The following is a 24,535-nucleotide window of genomic DNA, read 5'->3' on the forward strand; positions in this document are numbered from 1 at the left end:
GCTCATCATAGAATGAAAGAAACGGATACTCTCAAATACTTGGTCTTGGAAGCTCTGAAAGAAGGCGTCCAAGCATACTGCGAAAAAGAAGCTCCTCATTTAAATCCATCCGAGCTGAAAATCAGGATAGAATATTCCAGAGAGGAATCCTTCGGGGATTATTCCACTTCATTCGCGCTTGAGAACGCAAAGCAGCTCGGAAAGAAGCCTCTGGATTCGGCGGCCTTACTTGTAGGACATCTACAAACAAGAACGGATTTTTTTGAGAAGGTGGATTTTACTCCTCCTGGGTTCGTGAATTTTCGCATCTCTCCCGCATTCCTGATCCGTTATTTGGAAAATACGGTCCAGAAAAAGGATACATTCCCTAAATTAGAAAATCCTAAAAAGATCAATTTAGAGTTCGTAAGCGCGAATCCTACCGGGCCTTTAAATATCGTTTCTGCGAGAGCCGCAGCAACCGGGGATGCGTTCTCGAATCTTCTTCGTGCAGTTGGCAATCAGTTAGATAAGGAATTTTACGTAAACGACTACGGGAACCAGGTTTTTCTTCTTGGGGTTTCTACTCTGGTTCGGATCAGGGAGATCCTGGGCGAACCTTCTTCCGTTCAGGAAAACGCGGAGGATGGAAGAAGTATTGAGGATCTTTTAACTCAAAACGTGATCCCTGCCGAAGGCTATCGAGGGGATTACCTAAAAGTAATCGCGAAAGATCTATTAGAAAATTCGAATACTTCTTCCGAGATCAAATCGCATTTGGAAAAGAAGGAATATTCGGCGCTCGCTGAGAAATGTTCTCGTTGGACGGTGGAGTCCAATCTTATCTGGCAGAGAAAGGATCTGGATCTTTTTGGGGTAGAGTTCGATCGATTCTTCTCCGAGGCATCTTTGCATGCTGCCGGAAAAGTCTTAGGAGTTCTGGAGAATTTAAAGAAGTCCGGCAAGGTCTTCGAGGAAGACAGAAAGCAAATATTTCGTTCTACCGATTATGGGGATGATAAGGATCGGGTAGTGGTCCGGGACGATGGACGTCCAACGTATCTTCTCGCGGACATAGCCTATCATAGCGATAAGATCCAAAGAGGTTATGAGAAGATCATTGATATCTGGGGACCGGATCATCACGGATATATCGCAAGACTTGCTGGAGCAGTCGAGGCTCTCGGCTATCCTAAGGAAAATTTCCAAGTGGTGATCGCTCAACAAGTGAACCTTCTTATGGGCGGCCAGAAAATGAAGATGAGTAAGAGGGCCGGCGAGTTCCAGACCATGGAAGACCTGCTCGGATACCTGGGAAAACATGCGAGAGACGTAGCACGTTACTTTTTCGTAATGCGTTCTTTGGATTCTCCTTTGGATTTCGATCTGGATCTGGCAAAAGACGAGTCGGACAAGAACCCAGTCTTTTATTTACAGTATGCACACGCAAGAGTCTCTTCTATCTTTAGAGAAGTGGGAACTGATTCCGATCCGCAGGCCTTGCAAGAATTGGAGATGACCGAAGAGAGAAAGAGACTCCTATTCTGGATCTCTCGTTTTCCGGAGGAAGTCTTGGACGCGGCGCTTACCCTGGAGCCGCATCGGATCGCAAATTATCTGCAGAACCTAGCTCGCTCATTTACGCAGTTCTATATCGCTAAGAATAACAGATTGAAAGATGCCGATGAAAAGACGAGGCTGGGTCTCGCTCGGATCTGCCAGGCAACGCAAATTGTTCTCGCCCAAGGTCTGGGCTTACTTGGTGTTTCTGCCCCCGAGAGATTGGAGAAGGATCTTTGAACCCCCGATTTATAGTCGTTTCTACCGGCTCGGAACTAACTGCGGGTAGAAGCCAGGATACAAATTCCTCCTGGATCGCAAATGAACTCTTCGGTTTGGGATATTCCGTTGAGAAGTTCGTGGTCCTTCCGGATGATCCAGTGTTGATCCGGAGGGAATTGTCGGAGATTTCTGTAGTATCTTCGACAGAAAACCCGGTTCTCATCCTAATGACTGGCGGTTTAGGGCCCACTGAAGACGATTATACCTTGGAGGTTGTCTGCGAATTGACGGGTTCTACCCCTGTTTTGAACGAAAGGGCACATGATCGTCTCCAAGCACTGTATCGCCTCCGAGGAAGAAGCTTCCAAGAGGCGTTAGCGACAGCTCTTCGTCAGGTTTCCATTCCTTCGAAATCGACCGTTATGAATAATTCCACGGGAATTGCTCCCGGATTCTGGTCGGAACTTCGACCAGGCGCTTACCTTGCCTGTATGCCGGGGGTTCCCAAGGAAATGACTGCCATGTTCCATGAGGAGCTGGTGCCATTGATCCGAACTCATTTTCAATCCGCAAAACTATATTCCGATTATCTGTTTATCTGGGGACTCAGTGAATCCCTCTTCCAACAGGAATTCATCGAGAAGTTGGACTTCTTTAAGGCCGGGAAGGCAATCTGGGGAGTGGCTGCAAAGCGAGGATTTATCCGGGTCACCTACCAATCGGAAGATCAGGAACTTCTATCAAAGCTTATAGCACTTACTAAGGAAAAATACGGGGATCTTTGCACGGGAGACTTATTCGAAGAACTACCGGCTCTTCTGATACAAAAGAAGTTAACCGTAGGAACTGCAGAGAGTTGTACTGGAGGGCTCGCGGCAAAGCTGTTTACAGATAGAGCTGGATCCTCCGAATACTTCTTGGGTTCCATTGTGAGTTATGCGAACTCAATCAAAGAAAATCTCCTTCATGTGAAGAAGGAAACCTTGGAGGCCCACGGGGCAGTGAGCGAAGAAACCGCAAGAGAAATGGCGGATAACGCTGCCTCTATATTGAATACGGATCTTTCTATCAGTATCACCGGAATTGCTGGGCCTGGCGGAGCTACTCCTACTAAACGAGTAGGAACCGTATTCATAGGAACTCATATCAAAGGCGTCGGCACGGAAGTGAAAGAATACTTCTTTCCTTTTAAAAGGGAATTATTCCGGGATGTGGTTGCCGCAACCTCTCTATTCGCACTATACAATCGCTTAAGGAAATTATAATGATCGCTCGGATCCTTGGATTAAGTCTGATCTTCTTTTTTTTATTCTATTTTTTTTTAGGGAATCCGTACGAGGCTGCGAGAACTGTCCAAAAGACTTGGTCCTGGAACAAGGAAGCTAAGCTCGGGAATTTTCCGGATCCTCGTAGTGATTTCGATCCGGAAAGAAAGCTAAACGGATACAAGTCCAAGACGGATTATATCCGTATCCCCGGAGGAGAGTCCATTCCGACCGACGATTCAAATCGGATTGAATTCCCTCTCACTTCCAAGGGGTATCTTGTATACAAGAAGATCGGAAACTCAGTGGAATTCTTTTCCGAAGCGGGAGAATTGCTTTGGACCAAAGAATATAAGAGTTATCCTAAGATCCATCCGGACGGGAATATCGTTCTCTTTCTTGCGGGAGATAATAACCAAGTCCTAGTCTCCGATATCAATGGCAACTCCGTGGGCGCAAAAAAACTGGACGGAAGATTTCTGACCGATATCGCTTTTTCTCCGAATGGGATCTCGAACGGAGAGACTGCGGTTCTCTTCTCCGGAGGGGAATTATTTCTTTTGGATGGAAAGGGAGAAAAACTTTTCGAAGCAAAGATGGGAGAGAAGGAACCGGTCTTTGCAAAAAGTCTTACTGTTTCGCCTGACGGCACAAAGATAGGAGTCCATTTCTTGAAAGGGAATCGGGACTTTATTCGGGTCTATGATCGCAAAGGTTCCGAATTAGAAGAATGGAATTTAGGAAGAGTTCTTCCTCACAAAACCTACATGGCAATCTCCAATGAAGGGGAACTTCTCTCCGGATTTCACGATAAACTCGTTCTATATTCCAAGACCGGAAAGATACTCTTCGAAAAGAACCGAAGCAAGTCCCAAGCCGTTTACCAAACCGTCTTCCACTCCGGAACTTGGTTCGCAGGAGAATGGGAAAGCAATCTATTCTTCTTGGACTCGAAAGGCAATGTACTCAGAGAAGAGAAGGTCAGGACTTCCGAAAAACCTTTTCGATTCTTCTCCAATGGAAGAAGCGGTGAGGCATTTTTCGAAGGTGGAAAGGATATCGTACTGTATCGGGAGCTGGAACGGGGACAGTAAGCAGCTAAGTTTGTAGTATCTTCTACAAATCCCCCCGCTCAAACCTCATAGATCGAAAGAGATTTATATCCCTTATTCGTTTGCTTGTCCAGCAACGCGATGATCTCGGTTCTTTTGTCTTTTTCTATATTGAAGATCAGCTGGTCCGAGATCTCTCTGCAAATATACAGACCTCTACCGTGTGAATCCGCGAGTCCGGAAGGCAGACCTGTAGGACCTTCGACAGTGATATGTCGATCCAATCGTTTCAAGATCTCCTTCTTGTTCAAAGAACCGAAATGATCTCGGACCACGATAATATAGGAGTTCTCTGCGATCCCATAACCAATCTCGAAGTAGTCCGTTTCCGCGAGTTGAATATGTTCTAAAGGAACAAGAAGGTCTCTGGAAGGAAGCTCATACTGGTATTTCGAATTTCCTTTAGAGTCTCTAGGCGCTCGGATCATCGCATTGGAAGTAAGCTCTTCTAGGATCTGATGCACCGCGTTCGGAGCTCCTTTTTCGATCAAAAAGGAACCGATCCGATTGCAAAAATGATTTCTTTCTTTATCGGAACTGATCTTTCGGAAAACGACTCCGTTCTCCGGAGGAACTGAAAAAGCTTCCCCGCTTTCTTCCGTAAGTTGAAAACCGGAACTGAAGTATTTCTCCACCCCGAAGATATCCTTTAAGAGAAGTTTCTTAACCATCACAGTGATCAGGTTGATATCTAAGAAGGAATACTTAGGAATAATATTCCAGATATCATGTTGATAAGCGAAATTGATATAATCGTTTATATTATAGGCCGTCATCAGTGAATATTGGACCTGAGGATGCTCCTTCTGTATCGTCTTGATCAGGTCCAGTCCGGACTTTCCAGGCATGCGGATATCCGTGATCACCAGATCGATCTCTTCGGAGTCCAGGATACGGACTGCCTCGTCATAATTCTCCGCATCAAAGACTTGATACTGCTGTACTAGTATATCTTTGACAGCCTCCCGAATGGAGTGAATATCTTCTACGACTAAGATCCTATGCTTAGACAAGTTAAGCCCCTTTGGGTTGAACTAGAGGAAGTGAGATCTTGAATCTAGTCTTACGATCGAAGGAACGCACAGTCAATTCTCCGCTGTGTTCTCTTACTATCGAATGGCAGATGGAAAGACCGAGTCCGGTTCCCACACCTGCTTTGTTCTTGGAGAAGAAGGGGGAGAAGATCTTATCCAGCATATCTTCCGGGATTCCGCCGGCAGTATCTTCTACGATGATATGCATCATGTTCCGAGTGCGTCTAACTTCTACTCGGATCTTTCCTTCTCCGTAATCGTAAGCTTGCAAAGAGTTCTTGAACAGATTGATAAACAATCTTTCCATTTTGACCGGATTGAATTGGAAGGTGGTTCCTGGCTCGCTTAGGATCTCCCATTCCGTATTCTTGGAAAGTACGGGATAGACCCAGGTAACCGAATCCTTTGCTTTCATAATGGTCTCGTGAATGTCGGCATTGGTAGTGACTAACTTATCCGGCTTAGCGAAGCTGATCACATCCAATACGATCATAGCAGCTCGTGTGAGATCTTCCTTGATCATCTCCAATCGTTTCTTGAAGAACTCAGGGTCCATGCTGGACAGGTTGTTCATTAGATTCTGAAGAGTAAGGCTCATTCCCGTAAGAGGATTATTCAATTCGTGAGCCACGCCGGAGATAAAAATTCCGAGAGATGCTAGGTTTCGGATACGGAGGTTCTCTTCTTCCTTTTCCTTGAGTCTGGTAATATTGCTGATCTTTTCTACTATGGAGACTACGCTTCCGTCCTTGCGGATCGGAAAGAAGTCCAGATACAGGGTCTCTTTCTGGTTATTCGCCACATGGAAGATCTCTCTTCCGATCTCACCCTTTCCCTCGAATTGCGCGTCGAAGTCCGCCTCATTCTCGTGATGATCCTTCATAGGACAGTATGGACAGATAGCGGTCCGGTTATAAAGGACCTCGAAACATTTTCTCCCGAGAACGAAAGGAAACTCAGCTTCCTCGGAGAACTCCAGAGTGGCCTTATTGACACGACGGACCCGAAAGCCCGGGTCGATCAAAACCAGGGGCTCCGTAATTCCATCTAGAATAGCCTGGAGTTCCTCCGCTCTCTCGTGGAGGTTTTCCATTAGGGATGACATCCGAATCAATATTCTAGGGATTCTTTATAACTTTGCAGTAATTTTTTTTGGTTTTTAGAGGAATGTTGGGCCTGCATTTCCTGTAGCCTGAGAACATGAACGAAGAAGTCCTCGATCAGTTTTAAGTAAAATTCCTTCTTAAATTCGGACCTATCTCGATTGACTCCCTCGTCCGGGAGATAGTTGAGAGGATATTCCGCCTCCTTCCCATTTCTGTCAGCATAGATAAGTAGATCGTCCACATTGCTATCAAGAGGGGTATTGTCGGTCATCCGGATGAGTATCGTATCTTCCGAAGAATAATTGGCAGTCTTGATCTCGGAGATCACCTTAGAAAGAGTAGAACCATTGAATTCCAGAAGAATGGATTTCTCTTCGGCCTTCTCGATCCCACCTGGACTAGAGGATTGGGTCACGGAGAACTTAGTGATCTTGACCCCTTTTCGGTTGGGGAAGGTTCCCACCCAGGTCACCAGGGTTCCGATCGGCAGAGCCTCCATTCTTTCGAATTTCAAAAGCTCCCTGGCGACTCCCAGACTTTCATAGGCCTTTAGGATCCTCTGGTTCAGTATCTGGGTAGAAGAGCTTTGCGTCTTGGCAGCTTCTTGGCTTTGGGAAAATGCGGGAAGAGAAAGGAAGAGGAGGAACGTTAAGACAGTCAGAAAGACTATCCTAACGTGCAAAGGGAAAGTAAAATTACGGTTTAGGTTGTCCTTCCGGAGAAGTTGCTGGAGCAGCTGCAGGCGCTGGGGTTGCCGGTTGGGCATTTGTCCCTCCTTGTGGTTCCTGTGCTCCTTCTACTGCCGGAGGTGGAAGAATTTCCGGAGCCGGGGCAGTATTGTATCCGCTAGTCTTCGCAAAAAGGAAAGAAAGAATCAGAGAAAGCGCCAAAAAAAGAAGACCAGCCACTCGAGTTGCCTTGGTCAGAACATCCGCAGTAGAAGATCCGAAAACGGATTGGCTTGCGCCTCCGCCCAGGACTCCTCCCATTCCCCCTTTTCCGGTCTGGATCATAACGAGAAGAATGAGAAAAAGGCTAACGAAAACGAAAAGAACTAGAATGGTTCCGGTGATAAATCCCATGGGGTCGATTCCTAAGGTAAAAAAGTTCTATATAAGCGAGAGAACCCCGCTTGTTCGTCCAAATTATGGCTTGGGCCTAGGCTGACAAGCGGTTTCGGAAATCCAAAGCCCGGTCGATGGAAGGGGCCAAGGATTTAGAGAGGTTGTTGTAGTATCTTCGACTTAGAACAGAGCGAGAAAGCTATCCAATTTCTGGCTGGCGCCGCCCACTAATCCGCCATCAATATCAGGCTGGCCTAGGAGTTCCTTCACATTGTCCGCTTTTACCGAGCCGCCATACAGGATAGGCATTGCGTCAGCGATAGAGCTTCCATTTTGGAAGAGGGAAGAGATCTCTTTTCGGATAAATGCATGTGCTTCTTGCGCTTGGGCAGGGGTCGCCACTTTTCCAGTCCCGATGGCCCAGACAGGTTCATAGGCTACCCAGATCCTAGGAAATACGTCACTTGGGATAGAACCTAGTCCTTCTTGGATCTGCTTTCCTAATACCTCGAAGGTTCTTCCTGCTTCTCTTTCTTCTAAGGTTTCTCCCACGCAATACACTGCAGTGAAATTGTTCTTAGCAAGATAGGAGATCTTTTGGTTACAGAATACGCTCGTCTCTTTTAGGAATTGTCTTCTTTCCGAGTGTCCCACCAAAGCGAAACGGATCCCAAGTTCGGACAATTGGTCCGGACCCGTTTCTCCTGTCATAGCGGTCAGGGGAGAAGGGTAGATATTTTGGGCTCCGACAGAAACGGGAGAGTTCTCCAGGATCCGTGCGACAGAAGCCAAATGAATGGAGGAAGGAAATACAACTGCCTTTTTATTTCCGAGACGAGAAGGTAGCTTCTCCTTTAAGCCGTTTGCAAGACTTAAGGCCTCCTTCTCGGAAAGATTCATTTTCCAGTTACCTGCTATGATCTTGGGGCGCATATATTTTCCTTCCAATTTGTTTTCAGATTATCTTTCTTCGGATTTGAGAAGAGCCACTACACCAGGAAGTTTCTTGCCTTCTAGGAATTCCAGAGAGGCTCCTCCTCCCGTGGAAACGTGGGTGATCTTGTCTTCTACCTTTGCCTTATTGATCGCAGCGATGGAGTCTCCTCCTCCAACCACGGTCTTGGCCTTGGACTTAGCGACCGCCTTCGCGATTGCCATGGTTCCGGGGGCGAATTTATCGAATTCGAATACTCCCATGGGCCCGTTCCAAACGATAGTAGCGGCATTCTTAATTACTTTTTCGTAATTCGAGATGGTCTTAGGACCGATGTCCATTCCCATCCAACCGTCCAGGATACCCATCTTATCTACGGTCTTGGTCTTTGCATTCGCATCGAATTTATCCGCGATAATATGATCCACCGGCAATTGGAAATCCACACCGGCTACTCCGGCTCTTTCGATCAGTTGAAATGCTTCCACTTCGAAGTCTTTTTCCACTAAGGAATTTCCGACTGGGATCGCTCTGGATTTTAGGAAGGTATAGGCCATTCCCCCGCCGATCAGGATATGATCTACCTTATCGATCAGGTTCTTGATCACACTGATCTTGGAGGAAACCTTAGAGCCACCGATGATGGCTACGAAAGGTTTGGCCGGACGAGAAAGAAGACTAGATAACTCTGTGATCTCCTTGTACATCAATAGGCCCGCAAAAGAAGGAAGAAGATGTGCAATCCCTTCGGTAGAAGAATGGGCCCTGTGAGCCGCTCCGAATGCGTCGTTTACGTACACATCCGCGAGAGCCGCAAGACTCTTAGAGAAACCTGGATCGTTCTCCTCTTCTTCTTTATGAAAACGTAAATTTTCCAAGAGAAGGATTTCTCCGTCTTTTAGTTCCTTGGAGAGTTTAACTGCGTTCTCACCGATCACGTCCTTAGAAAAGGAAACAGGTGCTTTGACCATTCCTTTGAATACTTCGAATACCGGCTGCATGGAATACTGAGGATCCGGTTTTCCTTTCGGGCGGCCCAAATGGCTTGCGATCACCAAACGGGCTCCCTTCTTGACTAGCAATTCGATCGTGGGAAGTGTCTTTTCAATTCTGGTCTTATCAGCAACCTTACCGTTTTCTAATGGAACGTTAAAGTCGACTCTGAGAAAGACCCGTTTTCCTTGGACGTTTTCGTTTTCGAGCCTAGGTAATTGCAATTGCATCGATTATCCTTTTTTCGCCATGTAACGAATGAGATCCAGAACTCGGTTCGAGTATCCCATTTCGTTGTCATACCAGGAAACCAATTTGAAGAATCTGGAGTTCAGCTCGATACAAGCGTCCGCATCGAAGATAGAAGAAAGAGTAGAGCTCAAGAAGTCGTTAGAAACAACCATCTCGTCTGTATAACCGAGGATGCCTTTCATTGCACCTTCGGAAGCTTCTTTCATTTTTGCGGAGATTTCTTTGAGGCTGGTTTCTTTGGTAGTTTTTACCGTTAGATCTACCACAGAAACGTCAGGAACTGGAACTCGGAAAGACATACCAGTTAGTTTTCCGTTCACTTCAGGAATGCAAAGTCCAACTGCTTTTGCAGCCCCTGTAGAAGCAGGGATAATGTTTTGCATTGCTCCTCTTCCGCCTCTCCAATCCTTTTTAGAAGGACCGTCTACGGTAGGTTGGGTCGAAGTAGTTGCGTGGATGGTGGTCATCAGACCTTCTTCTATTCCGAAATTGTCCAGGACCACTTTTGTGATCGGAGCCAGACAGTTGGTAGTGCAAGACGCGTTAGAAACAATATGATCCTTGTCTGCGTCGTATTTCTCGTTGTTGACTCCCATTACGAAAGTGGGAATGTCCTTGTCTTTTGCAGGAGCAGAGATGACTACTTTTTTGGCGCCGGCCTTCAGGTGTTTTTCCGCGCCGACTCTATCAGTGAATAGACCGGTGGATTCGACCACGAAGTCTACTTTGAGGTCTTTCCATGGGAGTTTTTCAGGGTCTCTTTCGGAAACGCAGAGTACTTTCTTACCGTCTACAATCAGTTCTTTTTCGGTATGTTCTACGGTTCCGTTGAAACGTCCGTGAGTAGAATCGTATTTTAAAAGATAGCCCAAATTGTCTGGGGTTACGAGGTCATTGATGGCTACGATCTCAAGATTTGGATCTTTAATTCCGGAGCGAAACACCAGGCGGCCGATTCGTCCGAATCCGTTGATAGCGATTCTTGTCGTCATGTTCTTCCCTTTTTTCCTTAAGTTCTGTATGAGGATGGGGGCTGAAAGCCCGTAAATACATGTTTTTCCGGGAAAACCATCCTGAAAATCCGTTTTTTGCGGAATTTTAGGCTTCAGATAACAAGGAATAGAAGAAGAATTGGGCCAAGTATCTAATCCTGGCCGTTTTAGAAAGTCCTCAGAGGACTTTGCCTAGGATCTTTTCAAAGGGAAGTTGTCCGAAATCTCTAGAATCCAGGCAGTCGTCTCGGTTATCGCAGAGTAGAAAATATTTTCGATCCTCTATTAAGACAGTGGAGAGATTATCTCTAGTGGAATGAGTATTAGGAAGTGGTTCTCTAGCGTCCTTAGATTGCAGTTGGAACGGAAGTTTTTCCTCCCGCTCCGAGATCCCATTCCGAAAAAGCACCTTATCTTGGATGGAGATCTGGTCTCCCGATTTTCCCACGATCCGAACGAGCATCACTTTACCTTTCTGAGTAGGATGCTCTGCAAGTACCACATCTCCCAAGAATAGGGAAGAGTCCTGTACCCAGCGACTGACATAGATCCTTTTTCCTTTCGGGAAGGAAGGGGACATTTCTTCCGTTTCGGGGACGAATGGAAAGACCACCCAGGCTCTTAAAATGAAAGCGAATGCGAATCCAATTGTTAAGGAAATGGAGAGGATCTGAACAAACTTCTTTCTATCGAATTTTTTGTCCTTCTCTCCAAATTCTCTCTTAGGTGGGAACATTTTCGCTAAGCTAATGTTTCCTATGGAAAAGGTCAAAATAGATTTTTTATAAAAAAGTTGTCCTCGTCATTTTTTAACCGCATATATAAAGTGAATTCCGTTTTCAGGTCCGAGTGAGTATCTTATCAAAACATAAATTATTTTCCAGAATGAGATCCGTCTTCCTTCCCATTCTTTGCGCATTGTTCATCGGTCTGTTTGTAAGCAAGATGGACCCGAATGCCATTTTAGTTTCGGACAATCAGAACAAGATCTTTCAGGCCCAGGCGTTTCTGGATTCGGGTTTTAAAAGTCAGTATGCAAGCTGTGAGATCTTACGGGACCTAGGGGCCTGCACGTATTTTCCGAGCTGGCAGATCCAAATGAAGCATGGGATCTCAGGACCCTTTCCGGTGGCATTTTCCTTATTCGCAGCTGTCGTTGGATGGCTTGCCGATTATAGTTATCTTTTCTATATTGCGATTTTCTTTTTTATTCTAGGAGTATCCATTCTCAAGATACGGAATCGGATCAATTCTCTTGGTATCCTGGTCCTGGTCTTCGGTCCGGTCTTCTTCCATTCCGTACTATTCCCGGATTATTCGATCAGTTTTCTATGCACTTGCATTGCAGTTTCCGCATATAGGAAACCCAGGGAGGATCGGCTCGAGCAGATCTTTCTCGGGCTCTTGGCGGGACTGGGTTTCTTCTTTCGGCCGGAGAATTCCATCCTTCTCTTCTTCTTGGGAATTATACATATAGTCGAATGGATCAAACTGGGCCTTCCCAAAAAGGATTCGGAAGAAGCGAAAAGATTTTTGCTATTGGTAGGGAGCGGGGTCTCGATCCTATTTTATGGAATTTTAAATTTCTATCTATATGATTCTCCCTGGGGTTCCAGGATCTATGTGAATGCTACTGTCGCTAGAGATCATGGAGCTTTGAAATATGTATCCCTTCTTTTTGCAGGACATGGAAGGGTAGGGTTTCTATTCTTCTGTCCTTGGATCGCACTAGGAGCCGTACTGCTATTCCTCAAATGGAGATCTTTGGAGAAGACGGAAAAATTCCTGCTCTCTGCCTCCATTTTAAGTCTGGGAGCGGGAGTTTTGATGACTCCAAACGATTCCAATATCGATTGGGGAACTCGATATCTATCCTGGCTTTGCGTTCCTGCCGTGGTACTATTCTTTTCCGGGAATTCCAAGAGAATACTCGAATCTTTTCCCAAGGCGGTGAGATGGGTCGGTGTCCTTTCCTTCTTGGTCAGCCTTTTCTTCTCTAAGGTCTATTATGTAACGGAGATTGCGCAATCCAAGGAAATGATCCGATACAATCAATTCTTTCGGTCTTTACCGGAGGGAGTGAATGTGAGCACCCGAAATACGATCACTGCACTTTACGGCCAGGATATATTTCATAAAAAAGTAATGATCGTTCGAGAGAAGGGAGAATATTCGAAATTAGTAAATCTTCTCCTGGAGAAGAACGAGAATGTCAATCTGATCCGATATAATTCCGCCATTCTCTCTAAATTGAGAAGTATGCCAAAGGCGAAGGAATCCGGGCAGGACGCTGAACTGGAAAAACTATTTTTGAGTCGCGGTTGGAAGATCTCCCAAGAAACATCCCTTGAAAAAATAGAGGTTTTGCATCTAACTCGCTAAGAACGGAATCATTCCGGGTTTCCATTTTCCCGAATTTAGACTTGTTCCTCATTCTATTCAGAGTAGGATGGAAATCGACCGGGGGAAACTATGCAAGAAGTCTATATCGCTGGAAATATACTCGAATACTTGGGAAAAAGACCATTTCTCGAAGATGGAGTTTTTCTCGCCCCGGGTTCCTTGGTAGTGGGAGATGTGACCATAGGTAAGGATTCTTCTATTTGGTTCCAAACTCTTGTCCGAGGAGATGTAAATTATATTCGGATCGGAGAAGGGGTGAATATCCAAGACATGACTGTGATCCATGTTTCTAAGAACACCCATCCGGTGGAGATCGGGAATCATGTTTCTGTAGGACATAGGGCAATACTCCACGGATGCAAACTGAAAGATAAGGCGTTTGTCGGAATGGGCGCTATCGTCATGGATGGAGTCGAATTGGGAGAATATTCTTTTGTGGCTGCGGGAGCAATGGTGACTCCCGGAAAGATCATCCCGCCCGGAGTCATGGTCATGGGCTCTCCCGGAAAAGTCGTAAGAGATATCACAGAGCAAGAAAGACAGATGATCGATAGAACTGCTGCCAATTATGTGATGTACAAGAACAACTATTTGGAAGATCCGACGTATAGGATCAGTTCTGTTTAAGAAAATATAATTGATTCTATTTGAATTAACTAGGGACAAATCCATTCGTGAGCGAGACTAAAGGAGTATATCTAAGAGGAACCGGAGTGATCGGATGGCCTTTGGCCTCTCTTCTATTATTGCTTCAGAATAAATTCGGAGGATTTCAGGTATTTGTAGAGCCATACAGGTTACAAAAGGCAGAGATCCCTCAGATATTATCTCTCTTAGAGAAAGGGGCAAAGATCGTAGACGACGGAACGAATGGGGTTCGCACCTTCTTTCCGGAATGGATCTCTAAAGAAGATGCAGTAGCGAAGTCTTCTGTGCTTTGTGATTCCTCTCCGCCGGGCATAGCCGATAAAAGAAAATCGGAATATAGCGATCCAATCTACAATACGATCCGGATCTTTATCGCTCAGGGAAGTGAGCATTCTTTCGGGCCTCAGTTCTTATATCCGGATAGTGTTTCTCTTTTGGAGAAGGAACTCCCCCGATTCATTCATGTATCTACTTGCAATACTCATACTCTTGCCGGGATTCTGCGTCCCTTCTATGAACATTCTCCCAAGGAACTTCCTTCTCTCTTAGAAGAAGCGGACTTCTTTGTGATCCGTAGGGATGCTGACATGGCAAAGAATGATCCACACGTGACCGGACCTCTTTTGGTACTTCCGGAATCGGAAACCGGAACTCACCATGGTCGTCTTTTGAATGAGGTATACCGGGAACTTGGATTTCAGATCCGACTCGGATCTTCCTCCATTACGATCAATTCTCCGTATATGCATTTGATCCGATTCCATCTGCGTTTGAAGAGAGAGATCCAAAGGGAATGGTTGGTTTCCAAGATCCAAAACGATTCTTTCTTGAGCACAACGGAACTGGTCTCTACCAACTCCATCTTCTCTTCGGGAAGGGACAGGGGATTGTATGGTAGGATCTTCTCTCACGCTGTTTTCCCACTTTCTGCCTTAGAAGTCTTAGGCAAGGAAGTTCGAGGTTATGCCGCAACTCCGGGCGATTCCAATGTACATATCTCCACGATCTTTGCTGTATATCGGGGACTTGGGCTTTCTTTCGGGCCGGAAACAGAAGCATTCCTTTCCGGAATTGTCTTGAAAGAAGTTTAGGCCTTCTTAGAAATATCTCACCCTTAAATATCTTTTTTCATTGATCATATTTGATATATTGAAAATTATGTTTAATATAGTAGCGGATAGGCTAAGGCCAAGCTGGAAAGGTAGGAATTCCCAATGAAAGCAAATAATATCTTAGAGACAATCGGTAATACTCCCCATGTGAAGATCAACCGACTGTTCGGAACTAAGTATACTGTATATTCCAAATTAGAACGCAGTAATCCAGGCGGATCCATTAAGGATCGTATTGCTCTTTCAATGATCGAAGATGCTGAAAAGAGCGGAAAACTCACGAAAGACACCGTAATCATCGAGCCGACTTCCGGAAACACAGGGATTGGTCTGGCCTTAGTCGCAGCGGTAAAAGGATATCGTCTCATCCTGGTTATGCCTGAATCCATGAGCGTGGAAAGACGTAGGATCATGGCTGCTTACGGCGCGGAATTCGATCTGACTCCTCGCGAGAAAGGTATGCCTGGCGCAATCGAAAGAGCGAAACAATTAGTATCCGAGCATCCTAAGGCTTGGATGCCTCAACAGTTCGAGAACGAGGCAAATATCAAGGTTCACGTGGAGACTACTGCAGCAGAGATCCTAAAAGACTTCCCGAATGGTGTAGATGTTCTGATCACTGGAGTGGGTACCGGTGGACATATTACCGGTGTTGCTAAGGTACTGAAGGAAAAATTCCCTAAGACTAAGGTGTATGCTGTTGAGCCAGAAGCTTCTCCTGTTATTTCCGGAGGAAAACCTGGACCTCACCCGATCCAAGGGATTGGAGCAGGATTCATTCCTAAAAACTTGCACACCGATCTATTGGACGGAGTGATCCAAGTTTCTAAAGACGAAGCGTTTAACTATGCTCTTCGTGCTGCGAAAGAAGAAGGTATCTTCTTGGGAGTTTCTTCCGGCGCTGCTCTTGCTGCGGTTGCGAAAAAGCTTCCTGAGATCCCTGAAGGTTCTACCATTCTTACCTTCAACTACGATACCGGAGAAAGATATCTTTCTATCGAAGGACTTTTCCCAGTTCCTTCTAACGGTTAAGAAAAAGTTTAGATCTAAAGATCTATGGAAATCCCGGCAATTCAGCCGGGATTTTTTATTTTTACTCCTTCCTTTTTGAAAAAACAGAAGCATCATGTGTTAGTATAAGAAGATGGCTCCTGGATCCCTTTTTGCCATACTAACCCTTCTATTCTTTTTTATAGAATGTTCTCCACATAGTTCCGATCCGAACGGTCCATTTCTTTCTTTGATCGCTCTAGAAGATTTGGAAACAGGTACCTTCTTCGATGATTTTTCTTATGCGGATACCACAAGCGCTAGTTCACAAAACTCTTGGACTTTCCGAAACGATAGCGGGGGGCCGGGACCGAGTGGCGCCTCTTGGAGCGAATCCAATCTATCTTTCGGTTTGGAAGGAAGCGATACTTACTTACGATTGATTGCAATCACACAAGGAAGCGCTGCCAGCACAACCCAATCCGAGATCGCCACTGGGCCCCGTAAATTCTTTAGAGGAACCTATGCAGCTCGGATCAAATTCTTCGATTCTGCGACCACAGGAACTACGTACGATAGGGTAAACCAAACCTTCTTTTTGATCACTCCTCTTGCGTACGGGGGAGATCCTCTCTATAGCGAATGTGATTTCGAATACCTGGGACAAGGTGGTTGGGGGGAATCTACCTCTACCTTATTCTTAACCACTTGGGGGACCTACAATCCGAGTGCGAATTTTTACGACGATGTGTCTACTCCAGATGTGGAGAGCCTGGACGGCTGGCACACTCTTGTATTGCAGGTAAGCGATTCCAATACGAAGTATTATGTGGATGGGAATTTAAAAGTAAAACATCTAGGCCATGTGGTCCCGGATAGTTCCATGAGGATCAGTTTCAATCTTTGGTTCTTAAGCGATCTGGGTGATCTGGATACAAGCCAAACCTCTCTCCGAGAATACGAAGAGAGAGTGGATTGGGTATATTACGAAAAGAATCGGATCATTCCCCCGGACCAAGTCCAGATTAAGGTGGATTCTCTTAGGAGTCAGTCCTTGAGTTATACGGACAGCGTGCCCAGTCATTGAAGTTTATTCCATTTTTATAATTTTATGAACTTATATTGTTTGTCATAAAAGTATTTAAGTAAAATACTTGCAAAGAAATATTTACAGAACATTCGTGCGAGAATCTAAAAGAGATCGCATCGATCCGCAAAGGAATAAGTGTACAAATGTTCAACCGCTTTAAAGTTTTGGAACAAATCAATGAGTTGGATCCTGAGAAGGATTTTCAGAAGATCGTATTTCTGGCCGGAAGTTACGATTTTCCGCAAGATGTGGAGATCTCTCTTGCTATCTCATTCTTTCGGACATTCGCAGTTCCTTCTATTTCTAAGATACTAAATACTACCAAGCAATTCGAGAATGCAGGACAGAAACGTTATGATGATACGGCTCTGATCCTCGCCGAGCTGATAGAGAACGGATTAGAAAGCGAAAGAGGAAAACAGTCGATCCGAAGGCTGAACCAGATCCATAAGCAATACGATATCAAGAACGAAGATTTTTTGTATACCCTCACTACGTTTGTGTTCGAACCGTCACGTTGGAATGATCGATTCGGGTGGAGAAAGAGTACGGAGAAGGAAAGGATCGCGAATTTTTATCTTTGGAAGAAGATCGGAAAGTTGATGGGCATCAAGGACATTCCCGAGACCTACGAGGAGCTCGAAGAATTCAATCGGAAATACGAAAGGGAAAACTTCAAATGTACTTCCGATACGAAGCAGGTGGCCATGGCTACCATGAGGATCGCTTCCGGAAGGATCCCTAAGATCCCCGGTCTGGAATACCTGGTATATCATGCTGTGTTTTCCTTGATGGATAAGAACCTAAGGGATGCGGTTGGATTTCCGGATCCGAATCCGATTGTGGCAGGACTAACGTATTGTATCTTTAAGGTAAGAGCCTTTCTGCTCCGGAATTTTTGGCCGCCCAGAAAATCTCCTTATTACGTAACGAAGCGAGAGAACCCAACCTATCCGAATGGATATTTGATCGAAGAATTGGGACCTCACTGAAACTAAAAATCTAAGGCATGCTCTATACGGATCCTTGTTGCCAAGGTCTAAAAATGGCTTGCCTTAGAGTCCTTGCGCCTTAGACAGGATGGAACGTGAATCCTAAGATCCAGGGCAAAGGCCGAAGATTCCAAAAACTTTTCATTTTTCTCATACCTGGGCTCGCATTATTCTCCTATTTACTCGCCGATAAAATTCTGATCATAGATCCGGTCCGTACTACTTTGGCTTCGTATCGTCCCTACGATGCTGCATTTGCATCGTTGATCCATAATGATGATTTAACCGAACTCGAATACGTAAAAGCAAGGAAGGTATTCTTGGCTGCTGGGACTTCTCGCAGTATGAATTTTAGCGGATATCCGAATTTAGGCTATACTCTGAAGGATCCTTTTTTGACTCCCGAGGCCAGGGAAATTTTAAAGGACTGGGAAGGAGTGAGTATCGGAATGCAAGGGGCGAGTATGAGCCTCATCTATGTTCGTTTGCTCCAGGCGATCGAAAGAGGCTGGAAGCCGGACCTAGTTCTCGTAGAAGTCACTAAAGACAGTTTTTCCGATCGAAGAAAATTCAAAGAATTCTTAAAGCAGAATGTGATCCCTTTAGATTACGGTTTTTCGCATTGGCGAGAACTTGGTTTAGAGAATCTTTGGGAGATCACGTACCCAAGGATCTTTCTTGCTTACAAATATAGATTCTCTCCTAAGAATCTGATCACTTATATCAAGGGAGACGACCTGGGTTGGGGCGCTCTTATGATAGAAGAGATGGAGAGAGGCTCTATGGGGGGAGGAAAACATTCCTACTCCAAGAAGCACAGGGAAGAGGTAGAAAATCGTAAATTCGAAGATTATAATAATCCGGATGCAAGTTTAGGAGAGGTCTACCGGAATCAATTCGTAAAAAGAAGGGAACTCGCCGACGAGGAGCAGGGCGGGCAACCGTTTAGAGTGGACCAAAGCGAATACGATGCATTCGTAAAGATCATTCGACTCTTGCAGGATAAAAAGATCCCTGCCCTGTACTGGAGTGCGAAAGTCCATAGGATATTGCAAAGCTTCACGAACGATGAGGCGAGCAAAAAGGAATTTAAGACCAAGATCGAAGATACGTTGAAAAGCTACGGGGAAAGGTATTTGGATGCAAACGAATTCCCTATGAAATGCAATTATTACCAAGACGCAAATCATCTCTCGGAACGATGCTATACGGAACTGGCCTCTTTTTTGTTAAAAGATATTAGATAGGAAATCGTAAGATATGTTATTCAATAGTCTCGCCTTTCTCATCTTCTTTTCCTTTGTATACTGCATCTACTGGACGCTAAGTCATCGCTTCCGAAGGGATTTTCTTATCCTCGCATCTTTCGTATTCTACGGATACTGGAGTCTACTCTTTCTATTTCATTTCGTTCTGATCGTCGTACTCAATTACGCTTTCTATTATTATTTCGAGAGACAAGGGGACCGAAAGAGGCTTGCTTGGATCCTTATCCTGAACCTGATCAATCTTTTCGTTTTCAAATATTATCCTTTCTTTAAGCAGATCCTGGAAGATCTGGGGATCAATGCGGGGGGATTGCCTGCAACCGACCAATGGGTCCTTCCTTTGGCCATCAGCTTTTATACGTTCCAGATGATCTCCTTCCAAATGGATGTGCATAGAGGAGATTTTCAGTATAAGGTCACTCTTCGGGACTTCCTGTTATTCATCCTATTCTTCCCTCAATTGATCGCAGGACCCATCTTAAGAGCGAAGGACTTCTTGACTCGGATCCATGTTCCTAAAAGTCCTAGAATGCCTTTTGCGATCATCGGTTCTTGGTGGATCATTATAGGATTGATCAAGAAGGTTCTGATCGCGGACCAGATCTCTCCTTGGATCGATCTAGTCTTTTCTTCTCCTGGAAGCTATACCGCAGAGGCTCATTGGTGGTCCTTTTACGGGTTCGCTATTCAGATCTATTGCGATTTCTCCGGCTATACGGATATAGCAAGAGGATGTTCCTTACTTTTAGGATACAAGCTACCGCCGAATTTCTTGGGGCCGTATCTCTCGTCTTCTATGAGGGAATTCTGGAGACGTTGGCATATCTCCCTCTCTACTTGGCTGAGAGATTATTTATATATTCCATTGGGAGGAAATAGAGGCGGTGCTACTCGTACCAATATCAATCTATTTACTACCATGCTCTTGGGCGGATTGTGGCACGGAGCAAATTATACCTTTATAATATGGGGAGCCTGGCACGGTACCTTACTCGGTTTGGAGAGATGGATCACTTCAAAGTCCACCTTGCTGAAAAAGACCCCTAAGTTCATATCCGCACTCATTGTATTTCATTTGGTTTGTATAGGCTGGGTATTCTTTCGAGCGGATTCCCTGTCCCACGCATTGCATTTCTTTCAGGGACTAGGGAACCTTTCCGGACAAAAACTCAAATTGCCTTGGGGAACGAATTGGATTCTATTTGCTTTTGTCTTATTGCATTGGGTAGAATTCGGTGGGATCAAACTGAAATCTAAAAGAGCAAAACGGATTGCATTGTATGTCTTGCCGATCGCAAGCATACTCGCCGGATTCTGGATTGCAGGTTCTGTTTCAGGAGAGAGATCCTTTATCTATTTCCAATTCTAATTGCAATGTCAGTCCTTCTGATCGTCGAGTCCCCCACAAAAGTCAAAACGATCTCCTCTTATTTAGGAAAGGAATTCAAGGTACTCGCTACATTCGGGCATATATTCGATCTTCCTTCGGATCGATTGGGGATAGAGATAGAAAAGGATTTTGCCCCAGAGTATGTCTTACTGAAAGGAAAGAAAAAGATCCTCTCTGCAATCCTGAAAGAGGCAAAGGCATCTAGCCAAATACTGATCGCCACCGACCCGGATAGGGAAGGGGAATTTATAGGTTCCATTCTCGCGGAGAAGATCGGTAAGAAGAAACAAATTTCGCGCATTCGTTTCCAAGAGATCAGTAAGGACAGTATTCTCAAAGCAGTTTCGGATCCAGGACCGATCGATTTGGATCTGGTAGATTCGCAAAAGGCAAGAAGGATATTGGACAGGCTGATCGGTTACAAGATCAGTCCCTTCTTATGGAGAGCCATCGGCGATGGACTCTCTGCGGGAAGGGTGCAGTCGGTCGCACTCAAATGGATCTGTGAAAGAGAAGAAGAGATCCGGATCTTCGTCCCTGAAACCACTTGGTTGATTGCTGCCTCCGTTCCATTCGGCCCGGGAGAAAAGGAGAGGATCCTATTCTATCCGGAACGAGACGCCTTCGAGACCGAAAAGTCCGCAGCCGATTTCCTAAGAACTATATTAGAAAAAACAGATCAACTCAAGGTCCTGACAAGAAAAGAAAAGAACGGAGAGACCTATCCTCCTTCTCCGTTTACGACCGCTTCTTTACAGCAGGAGGCATTTCGTGCCTTGAAACTCCCTGCGGCAAGGACGATGAGACTGGCCCAAGAATTGTACGAGGGAGTGGATCTGGGAAAAGGAAAGACACAAGGACTGATCACCTATATGAGAACTGATTCTGTCCGGATCTCCTCTCAGGCATTGGAGTCGATTCGAAAGAAGGTAGTCTCTCTCTTCGGAGAAGACTCTCTGGCTGAGACTTCCTCTTCCTATCGAGTAAAGAAAACTAAGGGCAAAAGCCAGGACGCTCACGAGGCAATTCGGCCAGTGGATCCCTTTTTAACTCCGGAATCTCTTGCCCGGCTTGGAGAAGGCGCGTTAAGCAAGGATGCAAAGAGACTGTATGAACTTATTTGGAAGAGATCGATTGCTTCCCAGATGAGGCCTGAGACTTGGAAGAAGATAGCGTTCACCGCAGAAGGAGCGGGACTCCTATGGAAAGGGGAGGATACGTTTACCGTCGATCCAGGATATAAGATGCTCTACGGAGTTAGAGAGGAGAAAATTCCTCTTTGGAAAAAGGAAGATCTTCTTTCTCCTTCTTCTTGGGACCTGGTGCAAAAGACGACTGAGCCGCCACCCAGATACACCGAGGCAAGCCTGATCGCGAAACTGGAAAAAGAAGGGATTGGAAGGCCTTCTACATTTGCATCTATATTAGAAACTCTTTATAAACGAAAATATGCCCGTTCCGAAAAAGGAAGATTATTCGCGGAAACTCTGGGAGAAAAGGTGAATTCTTTTCTGCAAACTGCATTCTCCGAGTTATTCCGGGAGAAATTCACTTCCGAGATGGAGGGAAAATTAGATTCTATTGCCGGGGGAGAAGAGTCCAGATCCAAGGTGCTTTCCGAGTTCTATTCTTTCTTGGATTCCAATTTAAAGAAAACGGATATCCGAAAGATCAATTCCGAGTTGAGACAGAAACCGAAGGTTCCTCAATACGGGATCTGCCCCGTATGTAAACAAGGGGAAAGAGTGAAAAAGAAGTCCTCTAAGAAGAAGGAATATTATATCTGTTCTCGTTTCCCAGAATGCGATTATGCGGAGTACGTTTCGTAAAGATCTGCGAGAGTTATTTTCTCTCGGTGATCGCCATCCAAGTCCCGTTCTTATTTTCCACAGTTACCGCTCTATCGTAGAGATGGGAAAGTTTCTCGGAAGTAAATGCATCCTGCACTTTTCCGGAGAAGAGTATCTTTCCTGATTTTAATAGAGCGGCATGCTCATAGAAAGGAGGAATCTCATCTATCCTATGCGTAATGTAGATGGAAGTGAAATTTCGGTTTTTCTTATATTCATCCAGGAAGTCTATGAAATCCTCTCTGGCGGTCAGATCTAAACCGGAACAAGGTTCGTCCAGGATCACAAATTCGGGAGAAGTGCACATCGCTCTTAAGAAGAGTATCTTCTTCTTTTCACCGGAGGAAAGAGTGCGGAATAGCTGATTTCGCTTCGCTCCGAATCCGTTTTCCTCTAAGATACGCTCTACTTCCTTTTCTTCCCAAGGATCGGATTCTCTATAAAAGCCTATGGTATGAAAGAAGCCGGTGAGCAGGACGTCGTGAACGGTCAGTCCTTTTTGGAGAGCACTTTCTTGTTGGGAAGAATCCAATATCCCTATTTTATTCCGCAGGATCTGAAGAGGAGTTTCCCCAAAGGTCTCTCCGAATAGATTGATCCTACCGGCGGTGGGCCATACGGATCCGTAGATCAGATTTACCAAGGTGGTTTTTCCGGCACCGTTCCTACCAAGTAGTACCCAATGCTCACCGGAACTGATCTGTAGATCGATCCCGTCTAAGATTGGAGTTCCTGCTCTATAGAATTTGATCCCATGCAGGCTTAATAGCGGAGCCGTGTGCTCAGTTTTCTTCATTTGCTATCTCGTAAGCTTTGGCCAGTTTTTCGCAAGTTTCCTCGAACTTGGTCTTATCGTCCAATTGGAATTTTTTCAGAATACTGGAATCGACTGCATAATAGCTGATCTTCTTATCTAAATAGTCGCACATCATATTTGCGATGTACACTGAGTCTACTAAGTCCGCATAAATGGTGTTAGATGCCATGAATGCCCTATGATGGAACTCGATCATATGTACTAGATCGGGAGGGAAATCCCATTTTCTGGCAAGCATGGCTCCTAAGGTAGGATGAGAGATGCCGGTAGAGATCTCTTCCAAAATAGTAGAGTTGGAAAGGTCCCTATGTTTCTGATAAGACGCTAGTCGTTTGAACAAAGTAGGTTCTAATGAAAGCAAAATGAATTTTCCGAGATCATGCAGAAGTGCACCGACCGCGGCGATATCCGAAAGCTTACCCAAACCAGCTCGCTGAGAGACCTGTCTTGCAAAATAACTCGCGAGGTTGGAGTGATTCCAAACTTCCTGCAATTTGGAATACCTGCCTTCCATGATCTTTCTTACTCCGGAAACATAGAGAAGGTTACGAACGTTTTTTAAACCCACGACCTTAACAGCTTGGACGATCGTGTTTACCTTATTCCTACTCGCGAACCCGGCTGAGTTAGATAGTTTTAAAAGATCCGCACTCATCGCAGGATTCTTTTCTATCTCATTTGCGATCACTCCTAGATCGGAGTCAGGATTATTACAAAGATTAATGATCCTTGTCAATGTATTCGGGAGAGGAGGAAGTCCTTCGACTTCCGCAAAGATCTTGTCCTTGAGTTTGGTAGTAACGTCCAAAGGAACGATCTGTTTGGGAACTACTAGAGTGGCCCTAGTGAGTTTTCCATCCGTCTCGATCTTGAATTTATCGGAACCGATCCCGGAGTTTTTCAGAAGCAGCTGGATGAGCACAAGACCGAGGCCTGCGCTCTCTTGGCTATCCGCCATAGAAAGAAATGCATCGGATAGATCGCTGAACTTACTTGCGGACTCAAGCCTCGCCTTGATCCTTTCCAATTCTTGAGGAAGAAGTGCGGCGTCATTCTCTATTAGGAAGATCAGATTTTGGTTCATGATCTTTGCCCTGAGTCTCACGGCCAGGTTGGAGCCTTTCAGTACCTTCTCCTGTTCATCCCATTTATGAATGATCTCTTCTAAGAAGCGTTTCATTCCCTTATTGTAATGAGAAGGTTCGTTGATATTCAGTCCTTCGGTAAGAAAGAAAATCCTCTTTGCATTGGCCTTATTGGCGTTCATCAAGAGTTCTTTTAACACAGTGGAGACCACTTCCGTCAAAAAAAGCCGGTCGAGGTTCCCTAAGATCTGAAGGAGAAGTAGATAGATCTGCTGATGGTCTTCGTCAGAGATAAATCTGTATTCGAGATCGATTTCCTTTCCGGCGACCAGAGTCTCAGTGAGTTCCGTTACATTTAGCATTGCCTCAAATTTAGG

The 24,535-nt window shown here is 45.2% G+C and carries 22 protein-coding genes; 12 read left to right on the plus strand and 10 right to left on the minus strand.

Going from position 1 to position 24,535, the window contains the following annotated elements; translation table 11 throughout:
- Window positions 1–12: 12 nt before the first annotated feature.
- The 3 genes from argS to EHO57_RS01370 are packed head-to-tail and all read left to right on the plus strand — an operon-like array spanning window position 13 to window position 4,120.
- Window positions 13–1,779: an arginine--tRNA ligase gene (gene argS, locus EHO57_RS01360; protein ID WP_135646991.1), complete on the plus strand. Its 1,767-nt coding sequence runs from the start codon at window positions 13–15 to the stop codon at window positions 1,777–1,779.
- Window positions 1,776–3,026, plus strand: coding sequence for a nicotinamide-nucleotide amidohydrolase family protein (locus tag EHO57_RS01365; RefSeq protein ID WP_135646992.1), 1,251 nt, complete (start codon window positions 1,776–1,778; stop codon window positions 3,024–3,026). Before argS ends, EHO57_RS01365 begins: the two co-directional genes overlap by 4 nt.
- Window positions 3,026–4,120 (plus strand): WD40 repeat domain-containing protein, encoded by a 1,095-nt coding sequence (locus tag EHO57_RS01370; protein ID WP_135646993.1) that lies wholly within the window; start codon window positions 3,026–3,028, stop codon window positions 4,118–4,120. The genes EHO57_RS01365 and EHO57_RS01370 overlap by 1 nt, the downstream gene beginning before the upstream one ends.
- Before the next feature lie 38 nt (window positions 4,121–4,158).
- On the opposite strand, the gene EHO57_RS01375 is transcribed toward EHO57_RS01370, so the two are convergent.
- The 8 genes from EHO57_RS01375 to lepB all read right to left on the minus strand — a co-directional run bounded on the left by EHO57_RS01375 (window position 4,159) and on the right by lepB (window position 11,249).
- Window positions 4,159–5,151 carry a response regulator transcription factor gene (locus tag EHO57_RS01375; RefSeq protein WP_135646994.1) on the minus strand — a complete coding sequence of 331 codons (993 nt, stop codon included), beginning with the start codon at window positions 5,149–5,151 and terminating at the stop codon, window positions 4,159–4,161.
- Window position 5,152: 1 nt separating this feature from the next.
- Window positions 5,153–6,277 (minus strand): LIC_12097 family sensor histidine kinase, encoded by a 1,125-nt coding sequence (locus tag EHO57_RS01380; protein WP_135646995.1) that lies wholly within the window; start codon window positions 6,275–6,277, stop codon window positions 5,153–5,155.
- Between the two features lie 5 nt (window positions 6,278–6,282).
- On the minus strand, window positions 6,283–6,960 hold the full coding sequence (lenA, locus tag EHO57_RS01385; protein ID WP_246050437.1) for an endostatin-like outer membrane lipoprotein LenA: 678 nt from the start codon (window positions 6,958–6,960) through the stop codon (window positions 6,283–6,285).
- Window positions 6,961–6,973: 13 nt separating this feature from the next.
- Window positions 6,974–7,360 carry a preprotein translocase subunit SecG gene (gene secG, locus EHO57_RS01390; protein ID WP_135646996.1) on the minus strand — a complete coding sequence of 129 codons (387 nt, stop codon included), beginning with the start codon at window positions 7,358–7,360 and terminating at the stop codon, window positions 6,974–6,976.
- A gap of 162 nt (window positions 7,361–7,522) precedes the next feature.
- Window positions 7,523–8,275, minus strand: a complete 753-nt coding sequence (tpiA, locus tag EHO57_RS18890; RefSeq protein ID WP_135646997.1) for a triose-phosphate isomerase — start codon at window positions 8,273–8,275, stop codon at window positions 7,523–7,525.
- A 27-nt stretch (window positions 8,276–8,302) separates the two neighbouring features.
- Window positions 8,303–9,499, minus strand: a complete 1,197-nt coding sequence (locus EHO57_RS18895) for a phosphoglycerate kinase (protein ID WP_135646998.1) — start codon at window positions 9,497–9,499, stop codon at window positions 8,303–8,305.
- Between the two features lie 3 nt (window positions 9,500–9,502).
- Window positions 9,503–10,513, minus strand: a complete 1,011-nt coding sequence (gap, locus tag EHO57_RS01405) for a type I glyceraldehyde-3-phosphate dehydrogenase (RefSeq protein ID WP_135646999.1) — start codon at window positions 10,511–10,513, stop codon at window positions 9,503–9,505.
- Between the two features lie 178 nt (window positions 10,514–10,691).
- Window positions 10,692–11,249 (minus strand): signal peptidase I, encoded by a 558-nt coding sequence (gene lepB / locus EHO57_RS01410; protein WP_135647000.1) that lies wholly within the window; start codon window positions 11,247–11,249, stop codon window positions 10,692–10,694.
- Window positions 11,250–11,398: 149 nt separating this feature from the next.
- Here lepB and EHO57_RS01415 point away from each other — a divergent pair, with 149 nt between their 5' ends.
- The 9 genes from EHO57_RS01415 to topA all read left to right on the plus strand — a co-directional run bounded on the left by EHO57_RS01415 (window position 11,399) and on the right by topA (window position 22,235).
- Window positions 11,399–12,895, plus strand: coding sequence for an LA_3751/LA_3752 family putative glycosyltransferase (locus tag EHO57_RS01415; protein WP_135647001.1), 1,497 nt, complete (start codon window positions 11,399–11,401; stop codon window positions 12,893–12,895).
- A 90-nt stretch (window positions 12,896–12,985) separates the two neighbouring features.
- Complete coding sequence (locus EHO57_RS01420) at window positions 12,986–13,543, plus strand: gamma carbonic anhydrase family protein (RefSeq protein ID WP_135647002.1); 558 nt, start codon at window positions 12,986–12,988, stop codon at window positions 13,541–13,543.
- 47 nt (window positions 13,544–13,590) lie between these two features.
- On the plus strand, window positions 13,591–14,655 hold the full coding sequence (locus tag EHO57_RS01425) for a hypothetical protein (protein ID WP_135647003.1): 1,065 nt from the start codon (window positions 13,591–13,593) through the stop codon (window positions 14,653–14,655).
- Window positions 14,656–14,778: 123 nt separating this feature from the next.
- Entirely contained in the window at window positions 14,779–15,708 is a 930-nt protein-coding gene (cysK, locus tag EHO57_RS01430; RefSeq protein WP_135647004.1) for a cysteine synthase A, read from the plus strand.
- Window positions 15,709–15,820: 112 nt separating this feature from the next.
- Window positions 15,821–16,753: a glycoside hydrolase family 16 protein gene (locus EHO57_RS01435; protein WP_135647005.1), complete on the plus strand. Its 933-nt coding sequence runs from the start codon at window positions 15,821–15,823 to the stop codon at window positions 16,751–16,753.
- Window positions 16,754–16,899: 146 nt separating this feature from the next.
- Window positions 16,900–17,748 (plus strand): oxygenase MpaB family protein, encoded by an 849-nt coding sequence (locus tag EHO57_RS01440; RefSeq protein ID WP_135647006.1) that lies wholly within the window; start codon window positions 16,900–16,902, stop codon window positions 17,746–17,748.
- A 95-nt stretch (window positions 17,749–17,843) separates the two neighbouring features.
- Complete coding sequence (locus EHO57_RS01445) at window positions 17,844–18,995, plus strand: D-alanyl-lipoteichoic acid biosynthesis protein DltD (protein WP_135647007.1); 1,152 nt, start codon at window positions 17,844–17,846, stop codon at window positions 18,993–18,995.
- A gap of 13 nt (window positions 18,996–19,008) precedes the next feature.
- Window positions 19,009–20,385: an MBOAT family O-acyltransferase gene (locus EHO57_RS01450; RefSeq protein WP_135647008.1), complete on the plus strand. Its 1,377-nt coding sequence runs from the start codon at window positions 19,009–19,011 to the stop codon at window positions 20,383–20,385.
- Window positions 20,386–20,390: 5 nt separating this feature from the next.
- Window positions 20,391–22,235, plus strand: coding sequence for a type I DNA topoisomerase (topA, locus tag EHO57_RS01455; protein ID WP_135647009.1), 1,845 nt, complete (start codon window positions 20,391–20,393; stop codon window positions 22,233–22,235).
- 13 nt (window positions 22,236–22,248) lie between these two features.
- Here the strand turns inward: topA and EHO57_RS01460 are convergent, their stop codons facing one another.
- Window positions 22,249–23,052: an ABC transporter ATP-binding protein gene (locus tag EHO57_RS01460; RefSeq protein ID WP_135647010.1), complete on the minus strand. Its 804-nt coding sequence runs from the start codon at window positions 23,050–23,052 to the stop codon at window positions 22,249–22,251.
- A complete protein-coding gene (locus EHO57_RS01465) occupies window positions 23,039–24,520 on the minus strand; it encodes an HDOD domain-containing protein (protein WP_135647011.1) in 1,482 nt (493 codons plus the stop codon). The genes EHO57_RS01460 and EHO57_RS01465 overlap by 14 nt, the downstream gene beginning before the upstream one ends.
- Window positions 24,521–24,535: the final 15 nt, after the last annotated feature.

This window comes from Leptospira langatensis, assembly GCF_004770615.1.
Classification (GTDB): domain Bacteria; phylum Spirochaetota; class Leptospiria; order Leptospirales; family Leptospiraceae; genus Leptospira_B; species Leptospira_B langatensis.